The following is a 16636-nucleotide window of genomic DNA, read 5'->3' on the forward strand; positions in this document are numbered from 1 at the left end:
CGTAAACTATTTTTGTAATCGTTTACATAATTTTTCACTAAGATTCTCCTAAATAAGCAAGCATCCCCTTTGAAAATTCAAAATGTTTATACTAATACTATTTTAGTATATAAACCTCCTTTCATCAATCTCTCAAGAAAATGAGTATAAAAAAGAAGAAGAGTTGGACGTCCCAACTCTTCTCCCCTTTATGCTTATTTTTTTGAATTGATATACAATTTACCTTCAGCACGCTTCGTCGTGACATTCCCATAATCATCGGAAACTTTCACTTCAATCACGGCTCCCGGCGCCTTCACATTCGAAGTAGCCGTATAGTACCCTTCATAATGACCTTCGGATGTTTCCATCATTGGAAGTTCAGTGGCGTTTGTCACTTGGGATCGTGCATTTGTCAGAGGCATTTGAATGACAAATGTCGCATCCAATCCCGGCTCACTGTCAAATTCAATCTTGACGGACTCGCCCTTCTTCAATTCTTTATCTTCTGCAGGAAGAAGATTCTCGATCTCAATATCACCAAATTTCGCAAAGACCGTTACACTTTGTTTCTTTTTATTTCCGGCTTTATCTTTCGCGATTACCCCAATGACATTTTCCCCTTCATTCAGAAGGATTCGATGACTGAACTCGCCGTCTTTGACAGATGCTTTCTCACCATTCACCTTCACCCATGCAAGATTTTCATCTGCGATGGTTCCTTTAACCGTGATCGCTTCACGATTTGTTTTCATGTCATCCTCCGGTGAGGTGATGGCAAGTTCCGGCTTCACTTGATCAAGCGTTACCGTCACCGAATCCGATGGACCCGTCATGCCCTGTTCCGTTGCTGCCTTGGCGGTTAATACATTCTCACCTTGATGCAGTGAAACATCGGCTGAGAATGTTCCATCATCACCTGTGTCGGCTGTCGCTACTTCCTCTTCTCCATTAAAGAGATGGACGGTCGTTGTCGGGGCAGAAGTCCCTTCAACCGTAACGGAATCTTTATTGGTAAATGATCCATCCTTCGGTGAAGTGATGACCGGTGCGGTCACTTCATAATTCACAGTTGCGCGAATCATGTAGTTCCCCTCGTCTTCAGGTGCCTGTGACCAGGCTCCACCGACGAACTGCCAGCTTCTTGCGGCATATTCACCATCTTCATCTGTCCCAAGTCCAGGCGCATTCGGATTTGGTGCAGACTGGATATACACCATGTAGAAGTCTCCTTCGACCATGATGCCGTGCTCACTGAGATCTACATGCGTCCATTCTCCGTTACGCAACGCGGTACCATCGAATGGACCGGCGATTTTCTTACCAGGTGCCCCGTCAGGTCCAGTTGCATCATAGACGGCAACCTGGAATTCAGTTCCTCCTGGTACAGGCCATTCAGTATCCCAGAAGCGGAATAGTCCACCCGTCACAAGTGCCGTGTCATTTCCTTCTTCAAGGGACATTTTCACGGCCCAGCCGTTACCTGCATCATAGAATGCCCGTGCATTTTCTGCTGTTCCATCATCGTACCCGATTTCACCAGGATATCCGATGAATGGTTCTAATGATACATCGGCGGTTGTGACTTCCCCGCCTTCAACAGTGACGCTCATTTCCTTACTATAGTAGTAAGGCGCAACCACTTTCAGGGTGTAGTCCCCTTCGTATGCTTCTAATTCATATTCTCCATTGGCATTTGTTTCAACCGGCTGTACTACGGCATCTTCAAGAACGAAGACCGTTGCTCCTTCAATCGGTTCCCCCGTTACTTCGTTCGTGACGGTTCCGGTAATATTCCCTTGAGGGATTTCTTCAAGGGTGAAGTTGGCAGTTGATGTTTGATCGGCTTCAATCGTCACACTTTGCGTTTCAGATCTGTAACCGTATGTGGATGCCTGTAATGTGAATTCACCCGCTGCATGAGTCATTTCATATGATCCATCTGCAGGATTTGTATAAACGGAACGGCCCGTTTCCAATACACTTACCTCTGCTTGCAGTGGAAGAAGGACAGGAGCCGGACCTGATGCATCCGTCTTATCATCTTTATTCACGTCATTTTTCACTGTGATCTTAGCTGGATTTACACTTGGCTTTTTCGATACAGAAGATGATTTTTCATCCTTTGATTTCAGACCAAAATTCATTTTCTTGGCTGGAAGATTTGATTCCGCGCTAAGCTTCACATCATCAAGGTACCAGCCTTGTTTCGTGACACTTCCATCGGAGGTAACGTTGAAGGCAATGTACACACGTTGACCTGCATACTGACTCAGATCCACTTCTCCGTCTACCCATCCGTCGGTATTTCCATTCACGCGAAGTGCCTGTGTCCACTCTTCACCGTCAGTGGATACAAACACATGACCGTAGTCATAGTTGCGTTCCAGTTCGTGCCACTGTTTGAATTGTAAGAAGCTCTCCCCTTCAGGTAAATCGATCGGAGGCATCTGAAGTGACATATTCGCGCTGTTGTCATACGTTCCGTCTAAGTTGGTGGCATATGCTTTTTCTCCTGAAGAAGCATTTCCCGGACCGCTTGCCGGTACGCCCCACTCCCAGCTGTTCCCTGGACCGTAGGATGTCCAACCAGTCGGATTTGTTTCAAAGTCCTGCTCATATCCAACTGTGATACCCGGTAATAAGTTTACAGTATACGTATCAGATTCGACTTCATTGCCACCGAAGTCCACAGCAACCCACTTGTACGTAACCTGGTCTCCTGTGAGATCCTCACCCGGGATAACCGCCTCATACGTTCCTGAAGTGTAGTCGCCTGAAGTTCTGCTTGCTTCAACTTCTACCCATTCACCGTCCTGATTTTGATAATTCAGAGTTACATTCGTCACACTGACATTATCACTTGCTTCTGCCTGTAATGGCAGATTCATTTCTTTAAATGCTTCTTGTGGTGCGTCATGATTGATGACAGGAGCTTCCGTGTCATCACCTTCTTTTGAAACCTGTCCCTTTACTTTACCGATTCCGCTCATAACGGATGATACTGCATCAAACGCATTGACCAACCCGTGTCCATACCCGTTATTTGGAGATTCCGGGAATGTTCCGTCTGTTAACGGAACAGCGGTCGACATAAGGATTTCTTCGATTTCATCCACTGTTAAGCTTGCATCCACTTGTCGTAACAGGGCAGCGACTGCCGTTACGTGTGGACCAGCCATCGATGTTCCATTCCAGCCCCCTTCATAATTGCCACCTGGAACGGAAGAGCGGATATTTACTCCCGGTGCGGCAATCTCAGGCTTGATTTCCTCATAAGGAGAAGGTCCCTGTAATGAGAAGCTTCCTAATTGATTGTTGATATCCGTAGCACCTGTTGCAAATGACTCAGGGTAGTTAGCCGGATTGGCAATCGATCCTGGTCCTCCCGGATTGAAGAGCGTTGTATTTCCTGCAGAGAACTCAGGAAATATTTCTGCCGCCCTCCACGCACTTACCATATCCCGGTACCATTCATCAAGTCCTGCTCCGCCGCCCCAAGAGTTGTTAACGACATCAGGAGCCATTTCAGGATGTGGATTTCCTTCAGCATCCTTTGGAGCCAGGATCCATTCTCCCGCTTCCAGTAAGTCTACATCGGTTCCACCATCGGCCGTGAATGCTTTGACCGCGATCCACTTTGCACCCGGCGCTACACCGATTTGATTGCTGCCATCAGGCTCAGACCCGACCATAGTACCGACAGTATGTGTTCCATGGCCCTGATCGTCATATGGCGCACTTTGTCCTGCAGTTGCATCAAACCAGTTGAATTCGTTGTCCGGTGAATCCGGATTCTGAGGGTCATACCCTCTATATTTTTCTTTTAATGCCGGGTGATCCCACTGTACCCCCGTGTCAATGGAGGCGATGACGGTTCCTGCCCCATCGATTCCCATTTCCCAGACCGCCGGTGCTCCTACCCGATCGATATTCCACTCGATGGATGCCGGGGTTTTTGGGGCTTCTTTATCCAACACTGCGGATGAAGAAGCTTTTGCCTTTGCCGGCTGGATAATTTGTCTCGTTTCATTCGGCAGGATTTTCTCTACTTCAGCAAAGGTTGAAATCTTTTCCATGACTTTCTTCGTACTTGTAACGGCCATTCCGTTTACAACATAGAAGTCTTTGATTTCCTTCACTGCACCTGACTTCTTCTCTTTCGCTAAGTATTTCTTCACTTCTGCCTGAGATTCAAGGGCTTTAGCACGAAGCTCTGAGACGACCATATTCCGTTTTAACAGTTTCTTATTATTAGCAGACAGTTTCTGCTTTTTCGCTGTTTCAGCCGCCTTTTTAGATACAGCTTCCGTATCTACCTGATCCTTGAATTTCACTAAGTATGTGACCTGTTCCTTTTTCTTAAATTGTTCCTGTAATGTTGTTGTGATTTTTGATTGTGGACTTACTTTTGCCGACTCATTGGCTGATGTGGATGGCTTTTCTTTCGATAGAGCCGCTTGTGAGGTATTTGCCGCCCCTGCATTGAATGGAAACATCAAGGGGACAAACATGACTAAGGTGAGTACAATGGATAACCATCTTGCCTTACGTTTTCTTCCTGACATCTAATTCCCTCCCAGTCTTTTTATAAATCCAACCACCCGTCACCTCCTTCGAACACCAACTTTGGAAAATAGTAGGTGTTAAACCAAAGATAACCAAGTGTGTATGTAAAATGTTGTAAGTTGCTGTCGAAATAAATCTGAAAATTCAGTAATTGATTGAAAAGTCACGAATCCCGATTTTTTCATAAGGATAAAGTCCCTCTTATAATATAACTTCAAGAATATTCCAGGATAATCTTCAGATTTAGTAGGATGAAAGTGGAGGTTATGCCTCTTTTAATAAGTAAAGGAAAGAAAAAATGAGCGAGAAGTTTCATAGGGAGAATTCCCGGGATGAGGAATCAGAATTATGACCCAGATAGTGACCTATGACGGTCCATTAAAATATTCTTCCAGTAATATTCCGGTTGTTTTTCCCGGCATTTTACTAGAGCGAACCTTTTTTAATAAGTCATTCTATCTAACTGCAGAAAAAAATAAGGACCAACCACCCATGGTCAGTCCTTATCAGTATTAATATACAGATGTATTTTCTTTCGAAGTGTTTTCTAAGATTTCTTTCACACGCTGAAGGAATCTTCCACATACCAAACCGTCAAGTACGCGGTGATCAAGTGACATACAGAGATTCACCATATCGCGAACGGCAATCATTCCATTATTCATGACGACAGGACGTTTCACGATTGATTCTACTTGAAGGATCGCGGCCTGTGGATAATTGATGATACCCATCGATTGTACCGAGCCAAATGACCCTGTATTATTCACCGTAAATGTTCCGCCCTGCATATCCTGGGAGGTCAATTTACCGCTGCGGACTTTTCCGGCAAGCTCGGTGATTTCTCTTGCGATCCCTTTGATTGTTTTTTCGTCAGCATTCTTAATCACAGGAACATAAAGTGCATCATCCGTAGCTACTGCAATGGAAAGATTGATGTCCTTCTTCTGAACGATCTTGTCTCCAGCCCACATGGAATTGATTTGTGGGTACTCTTTAAGAGCCTGTGCGACAGCTTTCACGAAAAATGCGAAGAATGTCAGATTGAATCCTTCACGTTGTTTGAATTCTGTCTTAAGTGAATTTCTGTAGTCAACCAGGTTGGTTACATCCACTTCCATCATCGTCCAGGCATGAGGCGCTTCATGCTTACTGCGGACCATGTTGGAGGCAATCGCTTTCCGTATGCCGGAAACCGGGATCTCGATATCACCAGGGACGACAGGGACATTTGCTGCAGGTGCTTGTTGTTTAGCCGGTTGTACTGGTGCGGATTCTTTTACCGGCGCTTGTTGTGGAGCCTGAGCTTCATTCTTAGGTGCAGGTGCATCTCCCGCTTTCGGAATTGAGCCTGATTCGATGATTTTCTTTAAATCTTTACGGGTGATCCGGCCGCCGTTTCCGGTCCCTTCTACTTGATTCAAATCAATATCGTGCTCTTGGGAAAGCTTTAGTACGGCTGGAGAATACCTGGCTTTATTTCCGCTATCTCTCGTTGGAGCCTTAGGCTTAGCAGGAGCCGATCCCTTCGCTTCCTCTTTTGGCTCTTCTTTCGGAGCTTCTTCAGCAGGGGCTGTGCCTCCACCTTCGATCTCGATGGAGCAAATGATTTCCCCGACTTCAAGGGTGTCCCCTTCTTCGGCAATTAATTCTTTAATGGTACCCGTGAAGGAAGATGGCACTTCTGCATTCACTTTATCTGTTTGAACTTCTGCAATTGGATCATATTTATTTACGGTATCACCGGGTGACACCAACCATTTACTTATTGTACCTTCTGTAACACTTTCCCCTAGCTGAGGCATTTTCATATTTTCAATACCCAATGAGGAACCCTCCCTACTGCTTTGGTTTAATTGGTCTGGATGAGATTAAAATTCTGCAAGTTCTCGCATTGCTTTTTCTACTTTATCCGGATTGATCATAAAGTATTTTTCTATTGTCGGTGCATACGGCATAGCAGGAACGTCTGGACCTGCAAGGCGTTTTACCGGGGCATCAAGCTCGAACAAGCAATTTTCAGCGATGATCGCAGAAACTTCACCCATGATGCTTCCTTCTTTATTGTCTTCTGTCACTAGAAGTACTTTACCTGTTTTAGACGCTGCTTCAATGATTGCTTCTTTATCTAATGGATAAATGGTACGCAAATCCAGGATATGTGCTTCAATTCCGTCCTGGGCAAGTTTTTCAGCCGCTTGAAGGGCAAAGTGAACACATAAGCCGTAAGTGATGACTGTGATGTCTTCTCCTTCACGCTTCACGTCGGCTTTTCCGATCGGTAGCGTGTAATCATCCTCAGGCACTTCACCCTTGATCAGACGATAAGCTCGTTTATGTTCAAAGAATAATACCGGATCTTCGTCACGGATGGCCGCTTTCAATAAGCCTTTCACATCATATGGAGTGGAAGGCATCACGATTTTCAATCCCGGTTGATTGGCAAAGACGGCTTCAACGGATTGCGAGTGATAAAGCGCTCCGTGCACTCCACCGCCGTATGGTGCACGAATGACCATCGGACAGCTCCAATCATTATTTGAACGGTAGCGGATGCGAGCCGCTTCAGAGATGATCTGGTTTACGGCAGGCATGATAAAATCAGCAAACTGCATTTCTGCGATCGGTCTCATACCATACATGGCAGCTCCGATCCCAACCCCTGCAATGGCTGATTCCGCAAGTGGCGTATCAATGACACGGTCCTCACCAAATTGGTCATACAGGCCGTGAGTCGCTTTAAATACTCCACCTTTTTTCCCTACGTCTTCACCAAGAACGAAAACTTTCTCATCACGTTCCATTTCTTCTCTTATTGCCATGGTTACGGCATCAATGTATGAAATTACTGGCATGATTGAATTCCCCCTTACTTCTCTTCTGCGTAAACGTACTTCATAGCTGATTCTGCTTCAGCATATGGAGCGTTTTCTGCATAATCCGTTGCCTCGTTTACAAGCTTCATAATACGATCATTGATTTCTTTCTCAATGTCATCATTCATGACGCCTGTTTCTTTCAGATAAGCACCAAATGTGATGATCGGATCGTTCGTTTTCGCTTTTGCCACTTCATCCGGTGAGCGGTAACTTCTGTCATCATCATCAGAAGAGTGGGGAGTCAAACGATAAGAAACTGTCTCGACAAGCGTTGGTCCTTCTCCGCGACGTCCACGATCAGCAGCTTCCTTCACAGCTTTATATACTTCGATGGGATCATTTCCATCGACTGTGATTCCAGGCATTCCGTACCCGATGGCGCGGTCTGATACTTTCTCACAGGCCAATTGCTTTTCAATCGGAACCGAGATCGCATATTTATTGTTTTCACACATGAAAATAACAGGAAGTTTATGTACACCTGCAAAGTTTGCCCCTTCATGGAAATCTCCCTGGTTGGAAGACCCTTCTCCGAACGTTACAAACGTCACAACATCTTTCTTCTCCATTTTGCCTGCAAGAGCGATACCAACGGCATGTGGCACTTGAGTCGTTACAGGAGATGAACCCGTTACGATATTATTTTTCTTCTGTCCAAAGTGACCAGGCATTTGACGACCGCCTGAGTTTGGATCTTCTGCTTTTGCAAAACCTGATAGCATCAATTCCTGGGCCGTCATTCCGAATGTCAATACAACACCCATGTCACGGTAATACGGCAGTACATAATCCTTTTCACGGTCCAGGGCAAATGCAGCACCAACTTGAGCCGCTTCCTGACCCTGACATGAAATAACAAATGGGATTTTACCAGAACGGTTCAGTAACCACATGCGCTCATCGATTTTTCTGGCAAGCAGCATAGTTTCATACATTTCTAATACTTTCTCATTGGAAAGTCCTAACGCTTCATGACGATTCTCAGCCATTTTATTTACCTCCTACACAATCTAATGATTGGGAAGGTAGAGAAGATCTCTACCTTTCCTGATTTTTCTTATTATGAGTGAATTGCCTTTCCATCTACGGCAAGCGCGGCTTCACCGATTGCTTCCGACAGGGAAGGGTGAGGGTGGATGGTGTGCGCGATTTCCCACGGTGTTGCATCCAATACTTTAGCAAGTCCCGCTTCTGAAATCATGTCGGTTACATGAGGACCAATCATATGCACGCCAAGGATGTCCTCGGAATCTTTGTCTGCAATGATCTTCACAAAACCATCCGATTCCCCGTATACAAGCGCTTTTCCGATCGCTCTGAAGCTGAATTTACCGACCTTCAGATTGTATCCCTTTTCTTTCGCTTCCTGCTCTGTGATCCCTACGCTAGCAATTTCAGGATTACTGTAGATGCATTTTGAAATCAGGGAATAGTCAATCGGATGAGGGTTCTCATTCGCCATATGTTCCACCGCCGTTATTCCTTCATGAGAGGCAACATGTGCCAATTGAAGTCCACCGATGACGTCCCCTATTGCATAAATATGGGATTCTTTCGTTTGGAAGAAATCATTCACCTCAATAAAGCCCTTTTCCACCTTAATATCTGTGTTCTCTAAGCCAATGCCTTCAACGTTTGCTTGTCTGCCTACAGATACAAGGATCTTCTCTGCTGTAAAGGATTTTTCTTCCCCTTTATGCTCCGCGTTTATTGTCACTTCTCCGTCCCCTTTTTTTAAGGATTCAGGAAGCACTTTTGCACTTGTCACAATTTTAACGCCTTTTTTCTTCATGAGGCGCTGCATTTCTTTTGAGATTTCATGATCTTCCGTCGGTACGATCTTATCAGCGTATTCCACAACGGTTACATCGACATCAAAATCGGAAAGCATGGAAGCCCATTCGATACCGATGACACCGCCACCAACGATGATGATCGATTTCGGAAGTGTTTCAAGTGAAAGCGCTTCATCAGAAGATAAAACATAATCACCATCAATTTCAAGTCCAGGCAGTGAACGTGGCCTTGAGCCCGTTGCCACAATCACATTTTTGGGAATCAGCATCGCGTTATCTTCGCCGTTATTCATTTCCACGGAAATGGTCCCTGGCATGGGAGAGAAAATGGAAGGTCCGAGAATCCGGCCGAGACCTTCGAAAACATCGATTTTACCCTGTTTCATCAGATGTTGTACACCTTTATGCAGTTGTTCGACGATTCCTTCTTTTCTTTCCTGGACCTTAGGAAAGTCAAGTTCCACTCCATTGATTTTCACACCGAAATTTTCACTGTGTTTCGCTGTCGCATATACTTCAGCACTGCGAAGAAGGGCTTTACTTGGAATACATCCCTTGTGAAGGCATGTCCCTCCAAGCTTTCCTTTTTCAACGATTGCTGTTTTTAACCCAAGTTGAGAAGCACGGATGGCAGCAACATAACCACCTGTACCTCCACCGAGAATGACTAAATCATATTCTTCTGCCAATCTTAAGTCCCCCTTCTCTCTTATACTCTTGCTTCTTTTTTTACATTTCCCGGGTATACTTTATAGTCTTCTTCATTCCGTAAGACCCTTAAAGCCCCTTCAGCAAGAGCTTGCAGTTCATTTTCTCCTGGTTGAATAACGACATCCGCTATCCAGTTGATTCGTTCACTTATCGCTTTGACAAAATCCTTGCCGTACGCAAGTCCTCCTGTCAATACGATGGCATCGACTTTCCCATTCAGGACCGCGCTTGCTGATCCGATCTCTTTCGCAATTTGATACGCCATGGCATCATAGACGGCTTTGGCTTTTTTGTCGCCATTTTCTATCATTTTTTCTACCTTTACGGCATCATTTGTATCAAGATAACCGACCAGGCCTCCCTGACCGACAAGTTTCTTCATGATTTCATCACGGTAATAGTCTCCTGAGAAGCAAAGGTCAACCAGATCGCCTGCCGGAACGGTTCCTGCTCTTTCAGGGCTGAATGGTCCGTCTCCGTGGAGACCATTATTCACATCCACGACTTTCCCATTTCGGTGTGCACCTACAGTGATACCTCCACCCATATGAGTGATGATCAGATTAAGGTCTTCATATTTCTTCCCGATTTGTTTCGCCACTCGTCTTGCGACCGCTTTCTGGTTCAACGCATGGAAAATACTTTTTCTTTCAATGAGTGAGAACCCTGAAACGCGGGCAAGGGGCTGCAGCTCGTCCACGACAACGGGATCGACGATATAAGATGGAATATTTAGTCCTGAGGCGATTTCAAATGCCAGGATCCCCCCAAGGTTAGACGCATGCTGACCAGAGAATCCTTCTTTCAGATCCTTCAGCATGTCATCATTCACTAAATAGGTGCCACCTTCTATCGGTCTCAGAAGTCCCCCGCGACCGCATACGGCACTCAGCTTTGAAATATTGATCCCTTCTTCATCCAATGTCTGAAGGATGGTGTTCTTCCTGAATTCATATTGATCGATAATCGTTGCAAATTCATTGATCTTTTCAGAATCATGACGGATTGTCTTTTCAAATATGGAGCGATCATCGTCAAAGACACCAATTTTGGTGGATGTCGATCCAGGATTAATGACAAGTATTCGATGTTTATTTTCCTGCACTGTTGTTACCTCCATTTGGGCAGCTGTATTGTAATGTTTGCATGAAAGAATTTCCCCCTATGATAGATAACCCCTTACTCTGTCCGATGTTCCCCCTAAAGCGGGAAGAAACGCTTCACTTTTTCACAAAGTAAAGCGTTTTTTCTTCTATTTATCCACGTCTGCTAAGAATGTGGTGTCCATTCTGCAGGAACTGACTTCTTGAACGGTGCATTTTTTCGATGCGCTCCTCTGCCATACGGTCAGCAGCAACGTACGTTGGAACGTTATCACGCTTCGCGATTTCAATGACGCGTTCTACATTGTTGTATACCTGCTCCACTTTCTTCATGGCTCTTTCACTGTTGTAGCCGTATAATTCATCTGCTACGTTGATGACTCCACCTGCGTTGATGACATAATCAGGTGCATAAACGATACCCATTTCATGGATAGCATCACCGTGACGTGTTTCTTTCAACTGGTTATTTGCAGCTCCCGCAATGACTTTTGCCTTAAGCTGTGGAATCGTTTCATCATTGATGATCGCACCCAGTGCACATGGTGCAAAAATGTCACAATCCACTCCGTAGATATCATTGATGTCCACTGCTTTCGCACCAAATTCATCAACAGCACGTTGAACGGCTTCTTTGTTGATATCAGTCACGATCAGATTTGCTCCTTCTTCGTGAAGGTGGCGGCACATGTTGTACGCGACATTACCGACTCCTTGGACGGCGATTGTTTTCCCTTCCAGTGAATCTGTACCGAAAGCTTCTTTTGCTGCTGCCTTGATTCCGCGGTATACTCCATAAGCCGTCACAGGAGATGGGTTACCTGAAGAACCGAAAGCTGGTGAAATCCCTGTTACATAATCTGTTTCTTCGTGGATCAAGTCCATATCGGCAACCGTCGTACCAACATCTTCCGCAGTGATATAGCGTCCATTTAAACCTTGGATATAACGACCGAAGGCACGGAACATTTCTTCGTTCTTATCTTTACGGGGGTCACCGATGATAACCGTCTTCCCTCCACCAAGATTCAGACCCGCAGCTGCATTCTTATAGGTCATCCCTTTTGCAAGGCGCAGTGCATCTTCAATTGCCGCTTCTTCTGATTCATATGTCCACATACGGGTACCGCCAAGGGCAGGTCCAAGTGTTGTATCATGAATGGCGATGATTGCTTTTAATCCTGAAGCTTCATCTTGACAGAATACCAATTGTTCATAGTCGTATTGTTCCATATAGCTGAAAATTTTCATTATTATTTCCCCCTGTAGGTTTATATTTTTAGAATTGATGATTATTTATTAGAAGCAGAGCATATAGCCAGAGCCAATGAATATAATTTACTTTCGGCACTGTCTGCTCTGGATGTTAATACGATTGGTGCTTTAGCTCCGGCTATCACTGCCCCTACTTTTGCCCTGGCAAAGTAGATCAAGGATTTGTATAGGGCATTCCCTGTTTCAATCGAGGGTACGAGCAGAATATCCGCTTGCCCCGCAACCGCACTTTCGATTCCTTTATGTTCGGCTGCATGATGGGAAACAGCATTATCGAGGGCTAACGGACCATCGACTGTACAATCCCGAATCTGCCCCCGTTGATTCATCATGGTAAGAGAAGCGGCATCGACTGTTGCCGGCATCGACGGATTCACCACTTCCACGGCGGCAATTGGCGCTACTTTCGGCGTATCCACACCGATTGACCGGGCAACCCCGACGGCATTTTCGATGATTTGCGCTTTTTGTTGCAAATCTGGAGAGATATTCATTGCTGCATCCGTAATGAACGTAAGCCGATCGAAACCAGCCACCTCAAATGCTGCAACATGCGACAGGACATTGCCTGTACGAAGTCCCCATTCTTTATTCAGTACTGCCTTCAAGATGACAGCAGTAGGGACATTCCCCTTCATAAGGGTACCTGCCTCATTTTCCTTTACCGCCTTGACCGCAAGCTCAGCTGCTTTTTGAGGCGAGAAGGCATGCTTGATTTTAATACTGCTGTGAGATATAAGCTGTGGGGCAACCTCTTCCAATATGGAGATTATTTCTTCTTTATCCCCGAACAGTAAAAAATCAGCCATCTTTTTTTCAACCGCCATGGAGACAGCCGAAAGGACTTCTTTATCTTCTGCTGCAGCGACTGCTACAGTGGAGTGTTCAATTCGGGTTGCTTTTTCCACTAAAGATTGTAGATTCATGTATGTCGTTTCAACCCCTTTTTTCTGTTATTGTGTTCCCAATTAACTACATGCAAGAAGCGTGCCAACTTTCAAATCCTGAAAACGCTTTATAAAGCCGGAACTACATATGCAATTTTCTTCACACCATGCAAATTACTTCATGCTATTTATTTCAATGTTATATTTTTCAATTTTGTAATATAAGTTTCTCACCGATACATTCAGTGCTTTAGCAGTAGCCGTCTTATTACCATTATTCTGCTCTAAAACTTTTTGAATTATATTTTTTTCATACTTTTCAACCTGGGTTGCAAGATCTTCATCGACTTGAAACGGAAGTTCTGCTAGGTTGACCATGGGCTTGGCCGTATTTTCTAATTGAGGTAAATGCTTTCCATCAATTTGGACTTCATTGTAGTTCATGAAGATGATGGCTCTTCCCAACACATTTTCAAGCTCCCTTACATTCCCGGGCCAATGATAATTCATCAGTTTATCCATGGCCAAAGCCGTCACTCCCTCGACGTTCCTTCCGTAATCCTGATTAATCTTTGTAATCAGGGTTTCCGTAATGAGTGGTATATCTGATTTACGCTGCCTTAACGGAGGAATTTGAATCGGCATCCGGTTGAGGCGATAATACAAATCTTCCCTGAAGGATCCATCGGCTATTCCCTTTTCAAGATTTACGTTCGTAGCGGCAATGACCCTGACATTGATTTGAATCGATTTCGTCCCTCCGACCCTCACAATTTCATTTTCCTGCAGGACCCTCAATAATTTCGCTTGTGTATTGGCACTCAGTTCCCCTATTTCATCAAGGAAGATACTTCCATTATTCGCCTCTTCAAACAATCCGCGTTTCCCGCCACGCTTTGCACCGGAAAAGGCGCCTTCTTCATATCCGAATAATTCGCTTTCCAACAGGTTCTCCGATAATGCTGCACAGTTGACCCTGAGGAATTTATTGAATTTACGGTCACTCGCATTATGTATGGCATGGGCAAATAATTCCTTCCCGGTTCCCGATTCTCCGCGGAGCAGGACGGTAGCAGGTGTTTTCGCGCCTAGTTTCGCTTGCTCTATTGCGATCATCATTTCCTCTGAGTCACCAATGATATCCTCGAACATATACTTCGCTTCAAGGGTTCGGATGATCCTCCTCGCCCGGTCCAACTCCTGGGTGAGAGATTGTATTTCCGACATGTCATGAATGACGCCGACACTTCCCTTAAGCTTATTGTTTACAATGATGGGGGCAACATTCACGATGACTTCTTTACGGTTGGGTCCTACCCGCATCCTCGTGCCACGAATCGCTCTCCGTGTTTGCAGCACTTTCAAATGGATACTCTCCCCTTCAGAGATATCCGCCGTCGCAGGCTTACCGATCACTTCCTCCCGGGAAAGTCCCGTGATCCTCGTGTAAGCAGGGTTGATCATAATTCCCTTACCCTCTTCATCGACAACTGAAATCGCATCATCACTGGAATGGATGATGGCTTCAAGCATCGTCTGGATCTCTTTGAGGTTGGTGATTTCCTCTGCCAAATTCACTACTTCTGTGATATCTTTAAATACTGAAAAGGCACCGATGATTTCATCCTGCTCCGTGATCATCGGAATCCGGTTGGAGATGATCTTCAATCCGTTCCCAAGGATGACTTCCTGATTGATTTCTGTCCGTCTTGTTTCAATGGTTCTGGTCAGCCTGCTCTCAGGTATCACTTCAGAAATATGAAGGCCCATCACTTCTTCCTGGTGTTTGCCGATCATTCTCTCTGCACTTTTATTAAACAGCATGACAATGCCTTGATCATCGATTCCGACCATGCCATCATCAGTTGAATTAAAGATAAGGTCCCTTTTAAAGGACTCGCTCGTCAATTGATGGATAAGATCCTCTTTTTCTTCGAGGAGCTTTGATATAAGGAAAGCCACACTCCCAGGGATGAGAACCGTATTCTTTCCACGGTGATCCCTAATTTGTTCAAACACTTCCTGTTCACCCGTCACCTCGATGACGATGTCTACGGAGTCACTGAGAAATGGTCGCCAATCTGTACCGACAGGGATGCCAAGTTCCTTTGAGAGCTTAATGCCTGAAGCGTTTTCATTTACATCTACAACAGCGATCACTTTCATGACGGAAACCTCGTGGAGGATCTGCAGGATGGCTGTTCCACCCTTACCACCGCCGACAATTAGAACCTCTTGCAACTTTCTTCACCCCGACACCTGCAATTTTTTTCACATCCATAATGTTACACTACTTTTCGAAACTTGACAATTCTCTGCTTGGAGTTAGAATTTTAGTATGGAAACGAAAAGGAGTTATGCATCTCATGGTCCGTCTTATTGCACTGATAATCATGTTGGTCCCCGGAGCATTCGCAGCTCTCGGGATTAAGTTGATGAGAGATATGTTATTCGGGATCCTGCAGCCTCCGATCCCTTATCTTTGGCTTCAATTCATGATCGGGTTAGTCTTTTTTGTTTGCGGTCTGGGCTTCATTGCAGGTTTCGTCCTGCACCGTGACCGAAAACGCAATAAGGTTCAGTCCCGATTCAACAAGAAAGGCTAGCGCTATGTATGCGCTAGCCTTTCTTATTTTCCCTCAGATTCCATGCTTTTTCAGGATAATCCGTTACAAATGCAGTGCAGCCCAGATTCAGTAACCTTTCCATTTGATCCACCTTATTCACCGTGTAAGGTCTGACACCAATACCGTTGTTCATCGCTTCGATGATCATCTCATCCCTAACCGCTTTCAGGTTGGGGTGTATCGCTTTCGCCCTTATTGACTGGGCATAAATCCAGGGCATGAATAAGCGTGATGAGTAAAGGGGCGCGATTTCAACGGCGGGCTCTAAACGGTAACAGGCCACAATCGAATAATGATTAAAAGAAGAGATGATAATCCGGTCCTCGTATCCAAACTCCCTGATCAGTCCGATCACTTTCTCTTCCAGGCCTTGATAATCCATGATACTGTTCTTTAACTCGATATTACAAAGAAGGTCATTTCCCTTTAGCCACTGAAAGACCTCCCTCAATGACGGAACGCGATTTTTCTTGAATAGTTTACTTTTGAATTTGTAATTCGCCTGGAGCTTTTGAATTTCTTTTAACGTAAAATCTTTGACGAACCCTTTCCCATTGGTCGTCCGGTCGACAGTTTCATCATGTATGACGACCATTTCTCCGTCTTTTGTCAGCTGGACATCCAATTCAATCCCGTCCGCCCTCACCCGCTCCGCTTCATAGAAAGCTTCCATAGTATTTTCCGGATGGGTACCCGCAGATCCACGATGAGCAAAAATCAGCGTCATGAGTTCACTTCCTTTGCTTTTCTATATGTAGATTGACTTCATTATATACTTATTTGCACCTTCCTCAAAGAATGTACCCTTTA

The 16636-nt window shown here is 45.0% G+C and carries 11 protein-coding genes; 1 reads left to right on the top strand and 10 read right to left on the bottom strand.

Features of this window, described 5'->3' with window-relative positions; all coding sequences use genetic code 11:
• Positions 1 to 194 precede the first annotated feature (194 nt).
• The 9 genes from P8596_RS15100 to P8596_RS15140 form a co-directional block, all read right to left on the bottom strand.
• Complete coding sequence (locus P8596_RS15100; RefSeq protein WP_279724244.1) at positions 195 to 4547, bottom strand: S8 family serine peptidase; 4353 nt, start codon at positions 4545 to 4547, stop codon at positions 195 to 197.
• Between the two features lie 513 nt (positions 4548 to 5060).
• A complete protein-coding gene (locus tag P8596_RS15105) occupies positions 5061 to 6374 on the bottom strand; it encodes a dihydrolipoamide acetyltransferase family protein (RefSeq protein ID WP_034758081.1) in 1314 nt (437 codons plus the stop codon).
• 45 nt (positions 6375 to 6419) lie between these two features.
• Positions 6420 to 7403 carry an alpha-ketoacid dehydrogenase subunit beta gene (locus P8596_RS15110; RefSeq protein WP_279724245.1) on the bottom strand — a complete coding sequence of 328 codons (984 nt, stop codon included), beginning with the start codon at positions 7401 to 7403 and terminating at the stop codon, positions 6420 to 6422.
• Between the two features lie 14 nt (positions 7404 to 7417).
• On the bottom strand, positions 7418 to 8416 hold the full coding sequence (locus tag P8596_RS15115) for a thiamine pyrophosphate-dependent dehydrogenase E1 component subunit alpha (RefSeq protein ID WP_034758074.1): 999 nt from the start codon (positions 8414 to 8416) through the stop codon (positions 7418 to 7420).
• A 71-nt stretch (positions 8417 to 8487) separates the two neighbouring features.
• Positions 8488 to 9912: a dihydrolipoyl dehydrogenase gene (lpdA, locus tag P8596_RS15120; RefSeq protein ID WP_224519548.1), complete on the bottom strand. Its 1425-nt coding sequence runs from the start codon at positions 9910 to 9912 to the stop codon at positions 8488 to 8490.
• Positions 9913 to 9932: 20 nt separating this feature from the next.
• On the bottom strand, positions 9933 to 11054 hold the full coding sequence (gene buk / locus P8596_RS15125) for a butyrate kinase (RefSeq protein ID WP_371928683.1): 1122 nt from the start codon (positions 11052 to 11054) through the stop codon (positions 9933 to 9935).
• Positions 11055 to 11190: 136 nt separating this feature from the next.
• The gene (bcd, locus tag P8596_RS15130) at positions 11191 to 12288 is read right to left on the bottom strand and encodes a branched-chain amino acid dehydrogenase (protein ID WP_034758065.1); all 1098 of its coding nucleotides are present in this window, start codon (positions 12286 to 12288) and stop codon (positions 11191 to 11193) included.
• A 41-nt stretch (positions 12289 to 12329) separates the two neighbouring features.
• Positions 12330 to 13238 carry a phosphate butyryltransferase gene (yqiS, locus tag P8596_RS15135; RefSeq protein ID WP_224519547.1) on the bottom strand — a complete coding sequence of 303 codons (909 nt, stop codon included), beginning with the start codon at positions 13236 to 13238 and terminating at the stop codon, positions 12330 to 12332.
• Between the two features lie 135 nt (positions 13239 to 13373).
• Positions 13374 to 15440, bottom strand: coding sequence for a sigma 54-interacting transcriptional regulator (locus P8596_RS15140; protein WP_279724246.1), 2067 nt, complete (start codon positions 15438 to 15440; stop codon positions 13374 to 13376).
• A gap of 125 nt (positions 15441 to 15565) precedes the next feature.
• Here P8596_RS15140 and P8596_RS15145 point away from each other — a divergent pair, with 125 nt between their 5' ends.
• Positions 15566 to 15805, top strand: coding sequence for a DUF2627 domain-containing protein (locus P8596_RS15145; RefSeq protein WP_034758056.1), 240 nt, complete (start codon positions 15566 to 15568; stop codon positions 15803 to 15805).
• Between the two features lie 13 nt (positions 15806 to 15818).
• On the opposite strand, the gene P8596_RS15150 is transcribed toward P8596_RS15145, so the two are convergent.
• Entirely contained in the window at positions 15819 to 16553 is a 735-nt protein-coding gene (locus P8596_RS15150) for a glycerophosphodiester phosphodiesterase (RefSeq protein WP_279724247.1), read from the bottom strand.
• Positions 16554 to 16636: the final 83 nt, after the last annotated feature.

Source organism: Rossellomorea sp. DA94 (genome assembly GCF_029834455.1).
Lineage (GTDB): Bacteria > Bacillota > Bacilli > Bacillales > Bacillaceae_B > Rossellomorea > Rossellomorea vietnamensis.